Here is a 17,851-nt window from a genome sequence, read left to right on the forward strand (position 1 = left end):
CAAGCAATGAAGGGCGAATTCACCGGAAAACACATGCTGGCGGTGCTGGTCACCGGCTTTGGCATCGTGGTCGCGGTCAATTTCACCATGGCCGCATTCGCGGTAAAGGGGTTCAACGGCGTGGTCGTCGAAAACTCCTATGTCGCCAGCCAGAATTATAACGGCTGGCTGGATCGCGCCCGCGCGCAGGAAGCGCTTGGCTGGTCCGCCACCATGGCGCGGGCACCGGACGGCAGGCTGGCGATTGCAACCGGCGGCGTGCCCGCCAGTGCGAAGGTCGATGCCATGCTGCGCCGCCCGATGGGCGACAGCACGGTCACGCATCTGGCGTTGCGGCCGCGCGGGGATGGCGCCTATGCCAGTGCCGATCCCTTGCCCGGGGGGCGCTGGATCGTGCGGCTGACCGTCAGCGCGCATGGCGATGAATGGAAAGGCGAAGGGGAAGTCGATTGACCGGCACGCTCTCCGCCAATGCCGTTTTTGACGACCCGACCGCGACCGGGCTTCCTCTGTTCGATACGCGGCTGACCGTGCCCGGCATGCGCTGCGCGGGCTGCATCGCCAAGATCGAGCGCGGGCTGGGCGGGCTGGACGGGGTGGCATCGGCGCGGGTCAATTTCTCGGCCAAGCGGGTCGCGGTGCGCCACGATGCACGGCTGGATGAAAGCGATCTGGTCGACGCGCTGCGGCATCTGGGGTTCGAGGCGCAGGCACTGGCCGATAATCCGCTGGGCCGCGACGACCGCGATACCAAACGCCTGCTGCGCGCCCTTGCCGTGGCGGGGTTCGGCATGATGAACATCATGCTCTTTTCGGTCAGCGTATGGGCAGGCGCAGAGGGTGTGAACCGCGACATGTTCCACTGGATCAGCGCGCTGATCGCGCTGCCGGTGGTCGCCTATGCGGGCCAGCCGTTCTTCGCATCGGCATGGATGGCGCTGCGGTATCGCCGGACGAACATGGACGTGCCCATTTCCATTGGCGTGCTGCTCGCCACGGGATTAAGCCTGTATGAGACGCTGACGGGCGGCGAACATGCGTTTTTCGACAGCGCGGTGATGCTGCTGTTCTTCCTTTTGGCGGGCCGCGTGCTGGATGCGATGATGCGCGACCGGACGCGCGCGGGCATCGGGGCGCTGCTGGGCCGGATGGGCCGCAGCGCCAGCGTGATCCAGCCCGACGGCTCCTCGCGCCGTGTCGCGGCAGAGCGGCTGGAGCCGGGCATGCTGATGCTGGTCGCGGCGGGAGAGGCACTGGCCGCCGACGGCATCGTCGAAGGCTGTGCCGCGACGGTCGACAATTCCATGCTGACCGGCGAAAGCGCCCCCGAACGCATCGGTGCGGGCGGCACGGTCCATGCGGGCGCGATCAATATGATGGACCCGGTCAGGGTGCGCGTTACCGCCGCCGGACCGGACACGGCCATTGCCGAAATCGCGCGGCTGATGGACGAGGCGGGGCAGTCGCGTTCGCGCTATGTGCGGATCGCCGACCGTGCCTCGCGCCTCTATGCCCCTGCCGTGCATTCGCTGGCGGCGCTGGCGTTCACCGGCTGGATGATCGCGGGCGCAGGCTGGTATCAATCGGCCGTGATCGCGATTGCCGTGCTGATCATCACCTGCCCCTGCGCGATGGGGCTGGCCGTGCCTGCCGCGCAGGTCGTGGCCAGCAATGCGCTGATCCGGCGCGGCCTGCTGGTGAAAGACGGCAGCGCGCTGGAACGTCTGGCAGAGGTGGACGTGGCGATTTTCGACAAGACCGGCACGCTGACCCTTGGCGAACCGCGCCCCGATGTGACGGCGCTGGACGCAGAGCAAAAACCGGTCGCGCTGGCGCTGGCGCAGCACAGCCGCCACCCGCTCAGCCGCGGGCTGGTCGCTGCCTTGCAGGCCGAAGGGGTCGAACCCGCCGCCCTGACCGATGTGGTCGAAAGCGGCGGGCGCGGGCTTTCCGGAATGCTCGGCGATGTCGGGGTCGCGCTGGAACGGGTGGAGGATGCAGGTGCCGCCATGGCCAGTTCGCTGCGGATCGGCGACGCGCGCATCACGATCCGTTTCCGCGATCCGCTGCGCCGCGACGCACGGCAGGCAATCGGCGCGCTGGAAGCGATGGGCATCGCATCGCGCATCGTGTCGGGCGACCGGAACGCGGTGGTCGCCCCGCTTGCCGCGCAGCTGGGCATCGACGGCGCGGGCGGCCAGTTGCCCGCGGACAAGCTGGCGGTGCTATCCGCATTGAAAGATCAAGGGCGTTTTCCGCTGATGGTTGGCGACGGGCTGAACGACGGGCCAGCCCTTGCCGCCGCCCATGCATCCATCGCGCCCGGCACGGCCAGCGATGCCAGCCAGCAGGCCGCCGACGCGGTCTTCGTGGGCGAAAGGCTGATGCCCGTGGTCGCGGCGCTGCGCGTGGCGCGCGCGACCATGCGGGTCGTGCGGCAGAACTTCGGCGTTGCGGTGCTGTATAATATCTGCGCGGTCCCGCTGGCGCTGGCAGGCATGGTTACGCCCCTGATCGCGGCCATCGCCATGTCGCTCAGCTCTCTGGTCGTGGTCGGCAATTCGCTGCGACTGGCCCGCGCGGCAAAGGCAGACGCGGCATGAGCGGCATGGTCTTCCTGATCCCGATTGCCCTGCTGATGGGCGCATGCGGGCTGGCGGCGTTCTTCTGGGCGATGCGCAGCGGGCAGTTCGACGATCTGGACGGAGCGGCCAATCGCATCCTGATCGATGAGGATGAGGATGGTGCCAATGCCGCCGATTCAGGGGGAGAACACCCGTGAAGGCCGAAATCCTTGCGCTGACCGCGTTGGTCCCGTTGATGGCGGGCACCGGCCCTGCGCGCGCGGGCGATACGATCACGGTCGCCCTATGCGATGGCGGCACCGTCTCCATCCCCCTGAACCGCAAGGACAGGCACGAACCCGCTCCCTGCCATCCCAAGGGCTGCCATGGCGGCGCATGCCGGAACGAAGCGGCCAAAAAGAAGGGCGCGCGCGGGAAAGTTTGATCCAGCGCAAGGACACCTATCCTGCTGCGTGAAACAAAGGCCTCATGTGGCCTTATCATCCCGATCTGCTGGCAACGCCGGTGCCGCGTTACACCAGCTTTCCGACCGCGGCCGAATTCGGCCCGCTATCGCCCGATGTCACGCGTGACGCGATCCAGCGCGCAGAGGGCGATGTTTCGCTCTATGTCCATATCCCCTTTTGCGAGAAGATCTGTTTTTACTGCGGCTGCAACACCGGCGCATCGGGCCGCCGCCAGCGGCTCGATTCCTATCTGACGGCGCTCTATCGCGAAATCGCGCTGACGGCCTCGCTATTGCCGCGCCATGCCCGGGTGCGGCGTGTGTCGTTCGGCGGGGGCAGTCCCAATGCGCTCGACCCCGTCGATTTCGTGCGGCTGATGGACCGGCTGACGCTGGAATTCGCGCTGGTCGATCCGGTGCTGTCGATCGAACTGGACCCCCGTTCGATGACGGCGGACTGGGCGCATGTGATCGGCCATGTCGGGATAGAGCGCGCCAGCCTTGGCGTGCAGACATTTGCCCCCCATTGCCAAAAGGCGATCGGCCGCGTCCAGGCCGAGGACGAGATCGTCCGCGCGGTCGACTGGCTGCGCGATGCGGGGGTCGGATCGCTGAATTTCGACCTGATGTACGGGCTGCCGATGCAGACGCAGGAAGATCTGGTCGATTCCATGCACCGCACCCGCGTTCTCGGCGCGGACCGGGTGGCGCTGTTCGGCTATGCCCATGTGCCGCATATCGTAAAGCGGCAGGCGGCCATCGACGACAGCCGGTTGCCCGACGGCGGCGCGCGCTTTGCCATGGCCTCGCTCGGCTACAGCTATTTCTGTACCCATGGCTATGCCCCCGTCGGCTTCGACCATTTCGCCAAGCCGGGGCACGACCCGCTGGCCCGCGCGGCCCTGTCGGGCACGCTGCGCCGGAATTTTCAGGGCTTTACCGATGACGAGGCCCCCGTTCTGATCGGGCTTGGCGCATCGGCGATCAGCAGCTTTCCCGATCTGCTGTCGCAGAACGAGAAGAACAGCGGGCGTTACCGCATGATCGCAGGCGAAGGGCGGCTGCCGGTCGAACGCGGCATTGCCCGCAGCGATGACGACCGCCGGCGCGCATCGGTGATCGAAGGGCTGCTGTGCCAACAGGCCGCATGGGTGCCCCCTGCCCTGCGCGCCGAAGTCAGCGACCGGCTGGCCGTGTTCGAGGATCGCGGCCTTGCCGCCATGCAGGGCGAGCATCTGCATATCACACCCGAAGGCCTGCCCTATGCACGCGGAATCGCGGCGCTGTTCGATCCCTATCGCCAGCAATCGCCGCGGCGGTTCAGCTCGGCGATATGACCGCAATCAGTCGCTGAACACAACCGTGCGTTCGCCGTTCAGGAACACGCGGTCTTCCAGATGCGCCTTGACCGCGCGGGCCAGCACGCGGCGTTCCACATCGCGCCCGCGCGCGACCATGTCCTCGGCCGTGTCCTTGTGGGTAATCGCCTGCACGTCCTGCACGATGATCGGCCCTTCATCCAGATCGGCAGTCACGTAATGGCTGGTCGCGCCGATCATCTTCACCCCGCGATCATGCGCCTGGTGATAGGGTTTGGCCCCCTTGAACCCCGGCAGGAACGAATGGTGGATATTGATGCACCGCCCCGACAGGAACGCCGCCATGTCATCGGACAATATCTGCATATAGCGCGCCAGAACGACCAGTTCGGCCCCCGTTGCCGTGACCAGCGCCTTGACCTGCGCCTCCTGCTGCGCCTTCGTCTCGCGCGATACGGGCAGATGATGGAACGGGATATCGCCGATCAGCGAACCGGCCAAGGCTTCTTTCGGATGGTTCGACACGATGGCGACCACATCCATCACCAGCTCGCCCGAACGCTTGCGGTTCAAAAGGTCGGCAAGGCAATGGTCGAACTTGCTGACCATCAACAGCACCTTGGGCCGGTACGCAGGCGCGCGCAAACGCCAGTCCATTCCCAGTTTCGCCGCCAGCGGACCGAATCCACTGTGATAATCGGCAGGATCGGTCGGCCCGTGGTCAAATGCGACGCGCATGAAGAAACGGCCCGTCGAAGCATCGTTATATTGTTCGGCATCGGTGATATTGCCGCCGCGTTCGGCCAGAAAGCCCGCGATGGCGGCGACCAGCCCCGGCCTGTCGTCGCATGACAGGCTGAGCACGCAATTCCTGTTCAACTCTACCACTCCTTCGGCGCAATATGTCGCGCCGCATGGGGGGCAGACGCGCGTTAGTCCAGCATTTCCGTCACGAACTATTCCAGTTTGCCGGAAACAAGGCGCGCAATCGCCATCGACGAAGTCAGCCCCGGGCTTTCGATGCCGAACAGATTGACCAGTCCCGCGCAGCCATGGTCGGCGGGGCCGGAAATCACGAAATCGCCCGCCGCCTCGCCCGGCCCGGTGATCTTGGGCCGCACGCCCGCATATCCGGCCTGCAGGCGCGTGGGATCAAGCGCGGGCCAGATGCGCCGTGCAGCGGCGGCGAACCTGGCATGGCGCGCAGGATCGACGGTGTAATCAACCGCCTCGATCCATTCGACATCGGGGCCAAAGCGCGCCTGCCCGTTCATATCCAGCGTCAGATGCGTGCCCAGCCCGCCGGGTTCGGGCACCGGATAGATCAGATGGCGGAACGGCACCTTGCCGCCATAGGTGAAATAGACGCCGCGCGCATAAAAGGCGGGCGGCACATGGGCGGGGTCCAGCGTTTCTGTTGCCAGCGCCAGTTCCTGCGCCGCCAGCCCTGCCGAATTGACCAGCACGGGCGATGCCACCACCGCGTCGTCCGCACCGTCCAGAAAAACCTGCCACAAGCCGCCAGCCTGCGCGATCCGCGCCACGCGGCTGCCCGTGACCAGCATGGCGCCATGTGCCTCCGCCTCGCCCAGCAGGGCCAGCATTAATGCGTGGCTGTCGACAATGCCGGTCGACGGCGACAGCAGCGCGCCCGCGCAGGCGAGTTCTGGTTCCAGCGCCAGCACAGCATCGCGGTCCAGCCTGACCAGATCGCGAACGCCCGCCTGCCGGCCCCGCGCCTCGATCGCGTCCAGTTCGCCCGTTTGCGCAGCATCATGCGCGAATATGATCTTGCCTGTCCGGCGATGCGGCACGCCGCGCGCCTTGCAGAAATCGTACAGCAAGCCGCGCCCTTCGACGCACAGGCGCGCTTTCAGCGAACCTTCGGGATAATACAGGCCGGCATGGATTACTTCGGAATTGCGGCTGCTGGTCCACGATCCGAACTGCGCTTCGCCATCCAGCACCAGCGGCGCTCGGCCCGCCAGCGCCAGATCGCGCGCAATGGCAAGGCCGACCACCCCTGCCCCGACGACAATCGCATCGACTGTTCCGACCACTGCTTCGCCCCATCCCGATTGGCCGCATTTGCCCGCCAAGCCTCGGGACTAGACCGCTGACCGCCACAAAGTCACGGCAGCAATGGGATTAGCGCCCTATCGCGATACGCGCTATCGGATCGGTCCCGCCATTGATATCGGGTGCCGATTGTTCAGAATTCTCCGCAAGATCGACCGTTTCAGCATCGCCATTCTGGTCAGCGTGATCGTCGCCAGCCTGCTTCCGGTATCGGGCATGGCGGCGGTCTGGCTGGGCTGGATCGTCAAGGCGGCGATTGCGCTGCTGTTCTTTCTGCACGGGGCAAAGCTGTCGCGCGCGGCCATCCTGTCGGGGCTGACCAGCTGGAAGCTGCATATCACCGTGTTTCTGGCGACCTTTGCGCTGTTTCCGCTGCTGGGTCTGGGCGCGTCGGCATTGGCGGCGCTGTTCCTGCCGGGCATATTGGCGACGGGATTCCTGTTCCTCACGCTGCTGCCGTCGACGGTGCAATCCTCCATCGCCTTTACCTCCATCGCGCGGGGCAATGTTCCGGCGGCAGTCTGCGCGGCGTCGTTTTCGAACTTTGCGGGCATTTTCATCACCCCGCTGCTGACCGCCCTGCTGATCGGGGCGCGAGGCGCGTCGGGCGATACGCTCGCCTCGATAGAGGCGATCGTGGTGCAATTGCTGCTGCCCTTTCTGGCGGGCCATCTCTCTCGCCCCATCACGGCGGGCTTCATCGACCGGCACAAGGCGCTGGTCGGCTTTACCGATCGCGGGTCGATCCTGCTGGTGGTCTATGCCGCGTTCAGCGCGGCGGTGGTCGACGGTTTGTGGCGCCAGATCGATCCATGGCAACTGGCCGCGATCATTGCGCTATGCTGCGTGCTGCTGGCGCTGGTGCTGGGCATCGTCGCCTTTACCGCGCACAAGGCGGGGTTCGACAGGGCCGACCGCGCCACGATCCTGTTCTGCGGTTCGAAAAAGAGCCTGGCCTCGGGCGTGCCCATGGCGGGCGTGCTGTTTCCGGCGGCGCTGGTCGGGCCGGTCATCCTGCCGCTGATGATCTTTCACCAGCTGCAATTGCTGGCCTGCGCCGCGATTGCCCAACATCTTTCAACCAGGCATGTTTCGACTCATTCCGACGACTGATCGGGCGGCTGGCAGGGCATCCACCCCACCAGCCGACCTGTCAATCAGACCGTCTCGGTCATATTGGCGCGGATCTTCGCCTTCATTTCGGGCGTGACGCCCAGTTCCTGTTCGATGAACGCATCGACCGATCCGTATTTCTCTTCCAAAGCGGCCAGCGCGCTTTTGATATAGGCCGGGTCCGACGCCACCAGCGGTGCGACCAGTTCCCACGGCATTTGCGCCAGCGCGGCATAGGCAGGGTTCTTCGCCGCCGTTTCCTGCATTTGCGCGCGGTAATCGACGATATCGTCCGACATCGCATAATCGGCCACCACCGTTTCGCGCGGAACACCCAGCAGGGTCAGCAGCAACGCCGCCCCCGTGCCCGCACGATCCTTGCCCGCGGTGCAATTGAACGTCAGCGGGGTGGCGCCTTCGGCCAGAAAGCGGAACATCGCGCGATAGCTGTCGGCATTGGCCTCGGGCAGGTCGCGGTACATGGCGATCATGGTCGCGCGGGTCTTCTCGGGGCTCGCGTCCTCTCCGCCCAGAACCGCCGAAAGATCGCCGCTGGCGCTTTCGCTGGAATAGTTGCGGGTCCAGTATTCGACATCCGAATTGGCCTCGACAAAGCGGTTCGGCTCGGCCTCGCGCTCGTCATTGGCGCGGAAATCGCAGAAGGTGCGGATACCGCGCCGCTTCAGCTCGGCCACATCGGCATCGGTCAACCCTGCGGGAGAGCCGGAGCGATAGACCGTTTCCCATTTGGTGATCCGCCCGTCGTCGGTGCGATAGCCGCCCAGATCGCGGAAATTGACCCCGCCTTCCAGATCGAGCACGCGGCGCGCATCGGCCAGCGCAATCTCGTTCGCGGCAACGGGCGAGAGGGTTTCGGCGGTCGCTTCGGGGGTTGCCGCCTGCTCGCAAGCGGGCAGCAGGAACAGGGCTGCCAGCGGCAGTGCAATCTTACGCATCGAACAGTTTCCCTTATTCGGCGGGCGCGGTCAGGAAACCGGCCAGTTTTTCGGCAATCAGCGCTTCGTCCGCCGCACCGGCAGCATAGCCCGCCTGCATCGGGCTGACGGCGATGGCGCTGCGATAGACGATGGATTCGTCCGAAGCCTGCTCCTGGGTCGACTTGGCCGTGTTCATGCCAAAGGACAGACCCGGCAGGGCGGGAATTTCCATGCCGCGCTCTGCCGCCATCGCCTTCATCACCGGCGTGGCGCTGGCGGCCATGTCGTCGCTAAAGCTCATGGCATAGGCGTTATAGGTGCCGATGCGGGAAAGCCGCCATTCCGCCCCGTCCAGCCTGTCGGGGAAATTGACGTTCAGCGCGATTCCCGCGGGCAGCATCGGGCCATCGCCCGCACGTTCTGCCAGTGCCTCGACCAGATCTGCCGACAATGCGGCGACGGTGGCGGAATCGGGATGGTCCAGCCCTTCCTCGTCCACGGTGCGCGCACCCGCGCTCAGCGCGATGGCTGGATGGCCCAGCACGGCGGCATATTGCGCATTGCTGACCGTCCCCGAACTCAGCACGATCGCGCCCACGTTCTGCCCTTCGTTCGGGCCCGACAGCACCAGATCGGGCGCCCTGCCCCAACGCTTCTGGCCCAGCACGTCGACGCCGTACAGCATCGACATCACCGGCGTACCGTCGACGTAAAAGAAGTCGCCCCCGGGCAACCCCTCGCGCGTCATCGGACCGGCAGCGGGCGCGCCTGCTTCGGCCGCATCGGCAAGGCAGTTCTGCTTCAGCGGGGTCAGCGGACGTCCGACCAGAATGGCCGCGCCCATGCCGCTCTGGTTCTGGCAGGGAACGGACACGATCACGTCATGCCCGTCCTCTTTCAGCGCCTTGTACAGGGCCAGCACATTGCTGGTCAGCCCGTCGTCGTTCGACAGGACGATATTCCTGGCCGATGCCGCCCCCGCCTGCACGAACAGGCCAAGGGTAGCGATTGCGATTGCGGTCTTGCGCATGGTCACCTCAAAAGCTGAAACGGATGCCGAACATGTAACGCGAACCGATCTGTTCGACTTCGGTGGGATGAGCCATCGTATCGGAATAGGCGATGTATTTCTCGTCAGTCAGATTGGCCAGATCGGCGTAAAGCGTGAACGCATCGGTCACCGCATAGCGCAGCGACACGTCGAGGTTTTCGTAACCCTTGCGGTTCTCGCCCGCGCCCATGCCGCCCAGCGTATCGGTCCAGTCCGAACGCCATTGATAGCTGACGCGCGCCGAAATGCCGTATTTCTCGTAAAACAGCGAGGCATTGGCGATGGTGTCCGACATGCCCTGAAACGGCAGCCCGCTTTCGGTGGGCGTATCGAAATCACCGTCGAGCAGCGTCAGATTCCCCTGAAAACCCAATCCGTCCAGCGGTCCGGGCAGGAAATCGAACTGCTTCAGCGCGTTGAATTCCAAGCCATACAGCGTCCCGCTTTCCCCGTTATAGGTGCCGCCAAGGAGATAGCCGGTGCGGTCGAACCCGTCGCTGTCATAGAAATCCGACGTGACGAATTCGGCCGAGCTGTAGAACACATTGTCGACCCAGCGATAGAAACCGGCGACCGACAGCAGGCCGTTGCCCGGCAGGTAATATTCGACGCTGGCATCCGCGCCCCAGGTATATTCTGGCTTCAACGCCGGATTGCCGCCCGAAATCGTACCCGGCGTCGCCGTATCGTTGATGCTGGCCCCTACGCGGATCGCGCCATAGGCCGGGCGCGAGACGCCGCGCTGACCCGCCAGACGCAGGACCACATCGTCGCTCGCCTCGAACTTCAGGTTCAGGCTGGGGAAGAAATCGGTCTTGTCGAAATCATAGGTCTGGGGCGTGAAGACCGTCGACCCGTCGGTGGCGACCGACTGAAGCTGGCCGGTGTTCTCCATCGAATATTTCTCGATCCTCAGGCCGCCGATCACAGTCAGCGGGCCGCTGGCATATTGCGCCATGCCGTACCCCGCCAGCGTGCGTTCCTTTTGCCCGTAAAGCGTGGTGGGCGCGATGGCGCTGGACGGATCCCACAGCCCCGCGGCGGCCAGCCCGTCGAGCAGGTCCATCGCATCGCCCGTCATCGCCTTGTTATCGGCATAGTTCAGCGCAAGGCCGGAGGGGAAATTCGTCTCCCACGGGCGGTCGGTGATATAGGAATTGATGTCGAACGGCTGCCCGATCGCCATGCCATAGGCAAGCGGCACATAGCTCGACTGCGACATGGTGTTGCCCTGAATATCGCGGTCGGCGAACAGCATGCCCGCAAAGAGGGTCAGATCGCCCGCTTCCTTGGAAATATCGCCCTTCAGCGTATAGCTGTCGGATGTTGTTTCCTGAATCAGCGGCAGCAGGATCGCACTGGTCGTCGACAGGCCGGCCTGTTCGAAAGTGCCGCTTTCCACGGTGAAGATCGGGAATTCGGGGTTGGAATAATCGACCGTCATCTCGGGCAGGGCCGAAGCGCTCGACATGATCAGCGGCAGGTCGGTGGTGTTTTCGGTGCGCGTATAGTTGAGCTTGAACGAAGCGGTGAACCCGTCGAGATCGTCGTAATCTCCGCCGATCGTGCCGATGTAGTTGCGGTTGCGGTATTCGCCATAGTTGAAACTGCCGCGCATGCTGACGACATCGTTGCCGCTGACGCCAAAGTCATACTGGTTGCGCTGTTCGTCATCGCTGAATTCGGAATAGATGAATTTGGCGAACACGCGCTGGCCTGCATCGGGGCTCCATTCCAGCCCGCCGAACAGGCCGTTGTTCCAGCGTTCCAGCTTGTAATTGCGGACGGAGAAGCTGGTCGGGTCCATCGTCTCGCTGTCATACGATGCCTCGCGATTGTCGGTCACCTGCTTGCGGCGGTAATGCGATCCGCCGACCACCACGCCAAAGCTTTCGTTCGACCATGACGCGCGCAGCGAACCCTGACGCTGTTCGCCGTCGCCCAGATCCATGAAGCCGTAACCGACATCGCCGTCGACGTGGAAGCCCGTGCGGTCCAGCGGGGAATAGGTTTTGAGGTTGATGGTCGCGACGACCGAATCGGCCTGCAGGTCCGACGTCAGCGACTTGTTGATCGCCATTTCCGACAGCATCACGGCGGGGATTGCGTCAAAGCGGAAGGCGCGGCTTTCGCCCCCTTCGTCCACGCCGATCATCGGCACCCCATCGATGCTGACCGAAGTCCAGCGGTTGGGCGCGCCGCGCACCTGGATATAGCGCTCCTGCCCCTGATCGCGCTGCACCGCGACCGCAGGCAGGCGCGCCAACGCGGCGGCGGCGTTCTGATCGGGGAAGCGGGCGGCGGCGTCGGCGGAGGCGATATCGGTCACGTTCACCGCCTTGCGCTTGGCCTCGATCGAATCTTCCTGCGCCTGAACGATCGAACCGCTGACGACGATATCCGCACCGGCATATTCGATTTCGCTGACCGTTTCGGCAGCGATTGTTTCGGCTTCCTCTGCCGATGCCTGGCCGGCGGCGAAGAACGAGACGACAGCAGCGCTGTACAGCAGACGACGGCGCGTGGACGGAACGGTAAGACGCATGACCCAAAGACCCCTAAGCATTGATTTCGGGGCGGCGGCTAGAACGTCTGTATGTAACTTTTGTGACGCAAAGACCCTATATTGATAAGCGACTGTATAGAGAGGTTGATTAGTCGCGAATTGGGCGGCACAATTGCCATAAGAGACAAGCAGACATCAAAATGAAGTCAGAAAAAATACACAATTCTGTCACTTTTGAGACTTTCGACCGTCTTCTGGCCGCGACACTGGCCAGCTGGAGCGATTCTTCGAGTGCGAATGTCTCGGTCCGCACGATTGCGGCCCGCGCCGGTTGCGCGGCATCCGCGATCGATTATCACTTCGGAAATCTGGAACACTTGTATGCGGCGGCGCAGCAAGAGGCGTTGCAGCAGGCCGAAGCATGGGTGAAAGACCGGCTGGACGGGCTGGAGTGGGTCCGCGAAAGGCCGCTCGACACGTCTGCCCGCGCCGCGCTCGTGGCCGGTCTGATCGACGACTGGTGCGAAGGGCAGCGGCCGCTCGCCATGGCCATGCGCGAGGCGTGCAGCGCTGCTCCGAACGGCGGCAACGGGCAGGCGCATGGCGCATGGATGGCGCTATGGCGTCGCTTCTGGACGCAATTTGCCGCCATTACCGGCATGGAGGCGCACGCCGCGATGCTGGCGCTCTATTTCGATGGAGAGGTTTCGCAGCATGTCCTGCGCTGGAACCGCCCGCTCGACCGCGCCCTGACCGGAGAGACGGCGCAGGTCCTGTTCGCCTTTGTCGAGAACCATCCCCTGCCCCGCCCGCAGATCCGGCAAGCCTTCCGCGATATGGCAGCACGCGAATTCGGAGTGGCGGAGGACGGGGCCGAGCCCGACCCGCTCGATCAGGCGGCTGCGCGCATCCTGCTGCAATCGGGCTTTGCCGCCCTCACCTTCCGCAATGTCGCGCGCGAAGCGGGCACGACGCTGGGCAGCACGTCCTATCACTTTGGGTCGAAATCCAGCCTGATCCGGCGCGCCTTCGAAATGCTTTATCGCAGCAATGCAGGCACGGCGGAACGGTTGACGGGCCTTGCCGGCAATCTACGCCACGCCATCGTGCAGGTACTGGTGAACGAGCGGCAACCGATCCTGCGCGCCTATGACGAGCTGATCCTGCATATTTCGCGCGATCCGGAATTCATCGATCTGCGCGGCGCGATCCGGGGTTATCATGATCCGGCAGCGGGGTGGAGCGTTGCCAGCATGATCGGATCGGACGAACCCGTCAGCCCCGCCCTGGCGGCGGCCTATTCGTCGATCTGTCGCGGGATCGATCATCTGGCGCTGGCCGTGCCTGCAGGTGAAGCGCTGCAAGCCGGTATCGCCGCGCTTGCCCCGTTCGACCGCGCTTCGGGCGCGGAATAGGGGCCCTATTCCTCGCGGGCGGCGATGCGGCTTTCGATCAGGCTGCCGTCGCTCTGCGTCAGACGGTATTCGATGGTATAGCCGAAGTGGTCGGACAACGGCTTGCCCCGCGTTTCGCTGCCAAAGGGGATGCTGGCTGCCACGGGGGCCAGCGTCCTGCCGCTGCCGGGCAGCACATATTGCATGTCGCGCGCGCGTTCGACCACCCATTGCGCATCGCTGGACCGTGCAAGATGCGTGTCCGCAGCCTCGACAAAATGGCGCAGGGGTTCGGCGGGCGCATTCCCGCCGTTCAGCCCCAGCAGCGCGGGCGGCAGGATGGCCAGCCGTTCGGCGCGGTCACCCAGATTGAAATCGCCTGCCAGTACCAGCGGCACCGAATGATCGCGCTTGTCCGCCAGAAATTCGACCAGAAACTCCACCTGCTCGCGATAGGCGCGTTCGGTTTCCTTTTCCGATGCCCATGACGCGCCCTTGCTGTTCAGATGGGTGGTCGCCACTTCGATCCGGCCCTTGCCCGGCAGGGCCAGCGTGACCAGCACCACGCCCTTGGCGGCATAGCAATCGATCCCCGCACAGGCGCTTTCGGGAAAGCTGGCGCGGTTGACGTCGAGGATGGGGTAATCGCTGAGCACCACCAGCCCGCTATCCAGTTGCGGCGCGTTTGCGCGCCGACGAAATGGGGAGCGTCTGGATACGGGCGAGGTCGTGCGCGACAAGGTCTCTCCGCCGATCTGAAAGCGGTAACCGGCACGGTCGCCGATCTCTTTCGCCTCTGACCGGAAAGCTTCCTGCAAAACGACCACGGCAGGCTGCACTCCGCCCTTGCGCATCCATGCCAGCCGGTCCGCGATCCGTTCCAGCGCGGCGGCGCGGCCGGTGGCGATCGGCCATGGCAGGCCCTTTACATTATAGGTCATCACCGAAAAGTCGGCGGGCGGCAGATTGGCCAGCGGCGGTTTAGGAAGGGCCACATCGATCTGCGGCAATCCGGTGGCCGGCAGATCGACGCGCTTGATAGGCGGAATATCGGGCTTGGGGATCGCCACTTCCAGCGTGGAAAGCGGCGCGGTCGGCTGCGCAATCGAAGCCCCTGCGAAGAGCAACGATCCGGCCAGGAATAAGGCCAATCGCGGTCGGCGAGCCAGTATGCGCATCAGTCCCCTTCGATGCCCCCGTGTCGATAATGTCCCTGTTAAAGCATATGACAGCGAAAAGCTGCAAGTTGATGCGATTTTCGGGGCATTTTCGTGGCAAGCGCCGACTGGCGGTCAGAATTCCGCAACCGGACGCCTATTCGCCCGACGCCAGATCGGGCAGACGGCTGGCATGCACCGTCCGGGACTTGCGGTCGATCGACCAGATCAGGCCGGTGTCCACGGGATCGATATCGATCGCCTGCCCGTGCGAGATGATCGGGATCGTCGCCACATGGCGCAGCACACCGCCCGCGACCGGCAGCGCAACGACATAAAGCTCGGGCCGGTCATGCCCGCTGAGGTACAGCAATCCGTCCTCGCTCCAGCTTGCGCCCGAAACGCTGCTGGGTGCCAGCCGTTCGAGCACGGCTTCGGGCAGGCCCCACATGCGGACGATGCGGAAATCATCGTCCATCTGCGCCAGAAAGCTGTCGCGATGGTCGCGGCCAACGGGCGTGCCGCGATTGTCGTAATTGGCGAAAGTCGCCCACCATTTGCCGTCATGCCGGTCAAGCGCGGTCAGAGATCCCGGCATTGCACCCAGCACGACCGAGCGCGTGTGATCCAGCGAAGCCAAATCATAGATCTCGACCGTCGATAGCTGCGGCACGGCCGGATAGTTGGACGAGGCGCAGACCAGCTCTGCCTTTACCACCGTACAGCTGTTGAGATGGGGAAACAGCGCGGGATCGCCCGTCCATTCGCCGGTCACCCGCCGATCCGCGATGGCGATGCGGGTGATGGCGTTATTGTCGATGACATAGATCGAGGTTCCGTCGGATGCGACGCCCTGCCGCGCATGATCGGCGGCGATCACCTGTTCCGATACCGCCTCTTGCGCAGCAGCGGGAAACACGGCGAAAGCGGTGGCGGCAGCAGCAAGGGCAAGGGCCCCTTTGAGCAATGTCATGTCGGAAATCTCTCGATGTGTTGGCGTATGGCTATATCAGGCTGCACGGCGGCGGGCGAAACAGCTTTCGTATCGGGTGAACAGCTCTTCGAAATGGCGGTCCATGGTGCGAACATCCGCAGCCGCCAGTTCCGAACGCGCGCGCGTCGGCGCGATCAGTCCGCGCCCCAGCACCTTGCGCAGCCGCGATGTCAGCGCAGGGCCGTTGCCGGACTTATAGCTCCATCCCATGCCGCCCGCGGCCTGATCGGTCATGCCGCCGCGATCGGGCACGATCAGCGGCAGGCCGCTGGCCCGCGCCTCGGCCCCGACCATGCCAAAGCTCTCGCTCTCGCTGCCGTGGACCATGCAATCCGCACTTGCCAGCAGCCGCGCCATCGCCGCGCGGTCGCGGGTGGGTTCCAGCAAGCGGATATGCGGATTGCCCGCGATGGATTTCCGAATGCGCGGCGTATCGCGCCCCTCGCCGATGATGACCATGCCGACATCGTGGTCATATCCCACGGCCGTCACCGCATCGACGATCATCGGCCAGCGCTTTTCGGGCGAATGACGGCCCACGCCCACCAGCAGGGTCGCCGTATCGGGCAGGCCGCAACTGGCCAGAACCTGCGCGCGAAATGGCATGTCGCGCCGGTCCGGTCCGAACACGCCCGGTTCCACCCCCATAGGTTCGATCACCACATTCGGCACGCCACCGTTCGCGGTGCGGGTGCCCAGTTCATTGTTTGCGCAGACCACGAAATCATATTCGCGGCCCAGACGCCGCAGCCGCCGCCAGAACCAGTCGAACCCGCGATCGATGGATTTCTGGTCCATCATCTTGCCCAGCCACCGATAGGGATAGGTCGCGAACACATCCAGATGCATAATCAGCGCGCGAGGCGCATCGCCGCGCCAGTTGGCGACCATGTCGGCACTGCTCCACGGCGTGCCGCATTCGACGAAATCGGGCCGCAATTCGTCCAGCGCGGCGTGAAGCTGCGTCTCGCTGTGAAAATAGCGGTATCGCGGGTCCAGCGGAAATGTCGGCGTCGCCAGCGAGCGGATCCACGCATTGGGCGCGACTTGCACCATGCTGTCGCTTTCGCCGGGGACCAGCGCGATCAGTTCCTGCCCCATGCGACCGGCGGCTTGCAGCTTGCGGTCGATATAGGTGCGCACGCCGCCGCCGCGCGGCGTGTAAAAGGCGCAGACATCGACGATCCGCATCAGCTCTCTCCCTCTTTCTCGACCAATGCGTAGATGCCTGTGCCCGCCGCGACGGCCAGATGCATCACCAGCACCAGACCCGCGACCAGCGCCATCAGCGCGGGGATCATGGTTTCGCCGCCGACGAAAAAGATCGCCATGCTGGCAAAGACCACATCCTTGTTCGCAACGAACGGCAGGCGCGTGACCAGCTGGCGCAGCAGCGACAGCAGCACCCACCACACCAGCCCGACCTGCGGCAGCGCCAGATGCCACATCAATGCCAGCACGCCCGCCCCCGCCACGATGCGGATCGAATGCATGGCAAGCACAAAGACAAGCTCGTCCCTTGGCAGGCTGAGCACGCGGCGGCGCAGGGCCAGCACCATGATCGAGCTGACCGCCATGAAGGCGACCGAAAACGCCAGTGTCCGCTGGCTGAGATCGAGGTCGAGCCCGTCGGCCAGACCGTAAAGCAGCGGAAAGCCGACTGCCATCATGACCAGCGTGATCGCATTGCCTGCCATGGCCGACAGGATCGCCACATCCTTGATCGCCCCGAACGGTGCCGCCGTCAGATTGCCGTGGCGCCGCGCCCAGCTATAGAAATAGACTTCGCCCAGATAGCCCAGCACCAGCTCGTTCGAGACTTTCTTGCGCAGCAGCGGCACGATACCGGCGGGCGGCAATCGCCACAGGCGGCGAAAAATCAGCCACTCGCTGACCGGACCCAGCATGTAATAGACGACAAAGGCGATCCAGAACGCGAAAGACGTGGGCAACAGGGTGCGCAGCGTCGCAAAATCCAGTTGCTGCCACTGCGAAAGCGCGGCCACCAGTACCGCCAGCGAAATCAGCGATCCGAGCCATCTGGCCCAGTGGCGCTTGCCCGCACGGATGATCTGGTCGCCGCTGGGGATCGACGGCGCGATGGCCGTGTCCGCCGCCAGAACGGGTGCGGCGGCCGATTGTCCCTGTGCTGTCGGTTTCACGCTTTGGCCACCCTCGATTCCGCCCTGTGGAAGCCCGCCCTTGCATCGCTTTCGTGACGGTGTTGCGACTGGATTACCGCAATGTTTCAGTCCGCCCCGGCGACGGAG

The 17,851-nt window shown here is 64.5% G+C and carries 16 protein-coding genes; 7 read left to right on the forward strand and 9 right to left on the reverse strand.

The features are described 5' to 3' along the window. The first annotated feature begins 6 nt into the window (after positions 1 to 6). Genes LOZ77_RS07650 through hemN form a run of 5 tightly spaced genes read left to right on the forward strand, consistent with a single transcriptional unit; the run spans position 7 to position 4,367 of the window. The gene (locus tag LOZ77_RS07650; protein WP_230281539.1) at positions 7 to 453 is read left to right on the forward strand and encodes a FixH family protein; all 447 of its coding nucleotides are present in this window, start codon (positions 7 to 9) and stop codon (positions 451 to 453) included. Next, positions 450 to 2,603, forward strand: coding sequence for a heavy metal translocating P-type ATPase (locus tag LOZ77_RS07655; protein WP_370638057.1), 2,154 nt, complete (start codon positions 450 to 452; stop codon positions 2,601 to 2,603). The genes LOZ77_RS07650 and LOZ77_RS07655 overlap by 4 nt, the downstream gene beginning before the upstream one ends. Next, complete coding sequence (gene ccoS / locus LOZ77_RS07660) at positions 2,600 to 2,782, forward strand: cbb3-type cytochrome oxidase assembly protein CcoS (RefSeq protein WP_230281540.1); 183 nt, start codon at positions 2,600 to 2,602, stop codon at positions 2,780 to 2,782. The genes LOZ77_RS07655 and ccoS overlap by 4 nt, the downstream gene beginning before the upstream one ends. After that, positions 2,779 to 3,009, forward strand: coding sequence for a hypothetical protein (locus tag LOZ77_RS07665; RefSeq protein WP_230281541.1), 231 nt, complete (start codon positions 2,779 to 2,781; stop codon positions 3,007 to 3,009). The genes ccoS and LOZ77_RS07665 overlap by 4 nt, the downstream gene beginning before the upstream one ends. 44 nt (positions 3,010 to 3,053) lie before the next feature. Further along, positions 3,054 to 4,367 carry an oxygen-independent coproporphyrinogen III oxidase gene (gene hemN / locus LOZ77_RS07670; protein WP_230281542.1) on the forward strand — a complete coding sequence of 438 codons (1,314 nt, stop codon included), beginning with the start codon at positions 3,054 to 3,056 and terminating at the stop codon, positions 4,365 to 4,367. A gap of 6 nt (positions 4,368 to 4,373) precedes the next feature. Here the strand turns inward: hemN and purU are convergent, their stop codons facing one another. After that, positions 4,374 to 5,228 carry a formyltetrahydrofolate deformylase gene (gene purU, locus LOZ77_RS07675; RefSeq protein WP_230281543.1) on the reverse strand — a complete coding sequence of 285 codons (855 nt, stop codon included), beginning with the start codon at positions 5,226 to 5,228 and terminating at the stop codon, positions 4,374 to 4,376. A gap of 77 nt (positions 5,229 to 5,305) precedes the next feature. Then, positions 5,306 to 6,409, reverse strand: coding sequence for an NAD(P)/FAD-dependent oxidoreductase (locus tag LOZ77_RS07680; protein ID WP_230281544.1), 1,104 nt, complete (start codon positions 6,407 to 6,409; stop codon positions 5,306 to 5,308). A 148-nt stretch (positions 6,410 to 6,557) separates the two neighbouring features. Between LOZ77_RS07680 and LOZ77_RS07685 the strand changes: the two genes are divergently transcribed. Continuing rightward, a complete protein-coding gene (locus LOZ77_RS07685) occupies positions 6,558 to 7,541 on the forward strand; it encodes a bile acid:sodium symporter family protein (RefSeq protein WP_230281545.1) in 984 nt (327 codons plus the stop codon). 44 nt (positions 7,542 to 7,585) lie between these two features. On the opposite strand, the gene LOZ77_RS07690 is transcribed toward LOZ77_RS07685, so the two are convergent. The 3 genes from LOZ77_RS07690 to LOZ77_RS07700 are packed head-to-tail and all read right to left on the reverse strand — an operon-like array spanning position 7,586 to position 12,075. Next, on the reverse strand, positions 7,586 to 8,497 hold the full coding sequence (locus LOZ77_RS07690) for a tyrosine-protein phosphatase (RefSeq protein WP_230281546.1): 912 nt from the start codon (positions 8,495 to 8,497) through the stop codon (positions 7,586 to 7,588). 13 nt (positions 8,498 to 8,510) lie between these two features. Next, positions 8,511 to 9,509 (reverse strand): 5'/3'-nucleotidase SurE, encoded by a 999-nt coding sequence (locus LOZ77_RS07695; protein ID WP_230281547.1) that lies wholly within the window; start codon positions 9,507 to 9,509, stop codon positions 8,511 to 8,513. Between the two features lie 7 nt (positions 9,510 to 9,516). Then, the gene (locus tag LOZ77_RS07700; protein WP_230281548.1) at positions 9,517 to 12,075 is read right to left on the reverse strand and encodes a TonB-dependent receptor; all 2,559 of its coding nucleotides are present in this window, start codon (positions 12,073 to 12,075) and stop codon (positions 9,517 to 9,519) included. Between the two features lie 161 nt (positions 12,076 to 12,236). Here LOZ77_RS07700 and LOZ77_RS07705 point away from each other — a divergent pair, with 161 nt between their 5' ends. Next, positions 12,237 to 13,451, forward strand: coding sequence for a TetR/AcrR family transcriptional regulator (locus LOZ77_RS07705; protein ID WP_230281549.1), 1,215 nt, complete (start codon positions 12,237 to 12,239; stop codon positions 13,449 to 13,451). A 5-nt stretch (positions 13,452 to 13,456) separates the two neighbouring features. Here the strand turns inward: LOZ77_RS07705 and LOZ77_RS07710 are convergent, their stop codons facing one another. The 4 genes from LOZ77_RS07710 to LOZ77_RS07725 all read right to left on the reverse strand — a co-directional run bounded on the left by LOZ77_RS07710 (position 13,457) and on the right by LOZ77_RS07725 (position 17,743). Then, positions 13,457 to 14,608, reverse strand: coding sequence for an endonuclease/exonuclease/phosphatase family protein (locus LOZ77_RS07710; protein WP_230281550.1), 1,152 nt, complete (start codon positions 14,606 to 14,608; stop codon positions 13,457 to 13,459). A gap of 136 nt (positions 14,609 to 14,744) precedes the next feature. Further along, positions 14,745 to 15,560, reverse strand: a complete 816-nt coding sequence (locus LOZ77_RS07715) for a hypothetical protein (protein ID WP_230281551.1) — start codon at positions 15,558 to 15,560, stop codon at positions 14,745 to 14,747. Positions 15,561 to 15,596: 36 nt separating this feature from the next. Further along, a complete protein-coding gene (locus tag LOZ77_RS07720; protein ID WP_230281552.1) occupies positions 15,597 to 16,772 on the reverse strand; it encodes a glycosyltransferase in 1,176 nt (391 codons plus the stop codon). Then, the gene (locus LOZ77_RS07725) at positions 16,772 to 17,743 is read right to left on the reverse strand and encodes a hypothetical protein (RefSeq protein WP_230281553.1); all 972 of its coding nucleotides are present in this window, start codon (positions 17,741 to 17,743) and stop codon (positions 16,772 to 16,774) included. The genes LOZ77_RS07720 and LOZ77_RS07725 overlap by 1 nt, the downstream gene beginning before the upstream one ends. Positions 17,744 to 17,851: the final 108 nt, after the last annotated feature.

This window comes from Croceicoccus sp. Ery15, from assembly GCF_020985305.1.
Taxonomy (GTDB): domain Bacteria; phylum Pseudomonadota; class Alphaproteobacteria; order Sphingomonadales; family Sphingomonadaceae; genus Croceicoccus.

Excerpts from the sequence above, each read along its gene's own strand:
- LOZ77_RS07695 (WP_230281547.1), bottom strand. The coding sequence starts at position 9,509 with ATGCGCAAGACCGCAATCGCAATCGCTACCCTTGGCCTGTTCGTGCAG.
- LOZ77_RS07710 (WP_230281550.1), bottom strand. The coding sequence starts at position 14,608 with ATGCGCATACTGGCTCGCCGACCGCGATTGGCCTTATTCCTGGCCGGA.
- LOZ77_RS07705 (WP_230281549.1), top strand. The coding sequence starts at position 12,237 with ATGAAGTCAGAAAAAATACACAATTCTGTCACTTTTGAGACTTTCGAC.
- LOZ77_RS07690 (WP_230281546.1), bottom strand. The coding sequence starts at position 8,497 with ATGCGTAAGATTGCACTGCCGCTGGCAGCCCTGTTCCTGCTGCCCGCT.
- LOZ77_RS07720 (WP_230281552.1), bottom strand. The coding sequence starts at position 16,772 with ATGCGGATCGTCGATGTCTGCGCCTTTTACACGCCGCGCGGCGGCGGC.
- LOZ77_RS07700 (WP_230281548.1), bottom strand. The coding sequence starts at position 12,075 with ATGCGTCTTACCGTTCCGTCCACGCGCCGTCGTCTGCTGTACAGCGCT.
- LOZ77_RS07650 (WP_230281539.1), top strand. The coding sequence starts at position 7 with ATGAAGGGCGAATTCACCGGAAAACACATGCTGGCGGTGCTGGTCACC.
- LOZ77_RS07715 (WP_230281551.1), bottom strand. The coding sequence starts at position 15,560 with ATGACATTGCTCAAAGGGGCCCTTGCCCTTGCTGCTGCCGCCACCGCT.
- ccoS (WP_230281540.1), top strand. The coding sequence starts at position 2,600 with ATGAGCGGCATGGTCTTCCTGATCCCGATTGCCCTGCTGATGGGCGCA.
- hemN (WP_230281542.1), top strand. The coding sequence starts at position 3,054 with ATGTGGCCTTATCATCCCGATCTGCTGGCAACGCCGGTGCCGCGTTAC.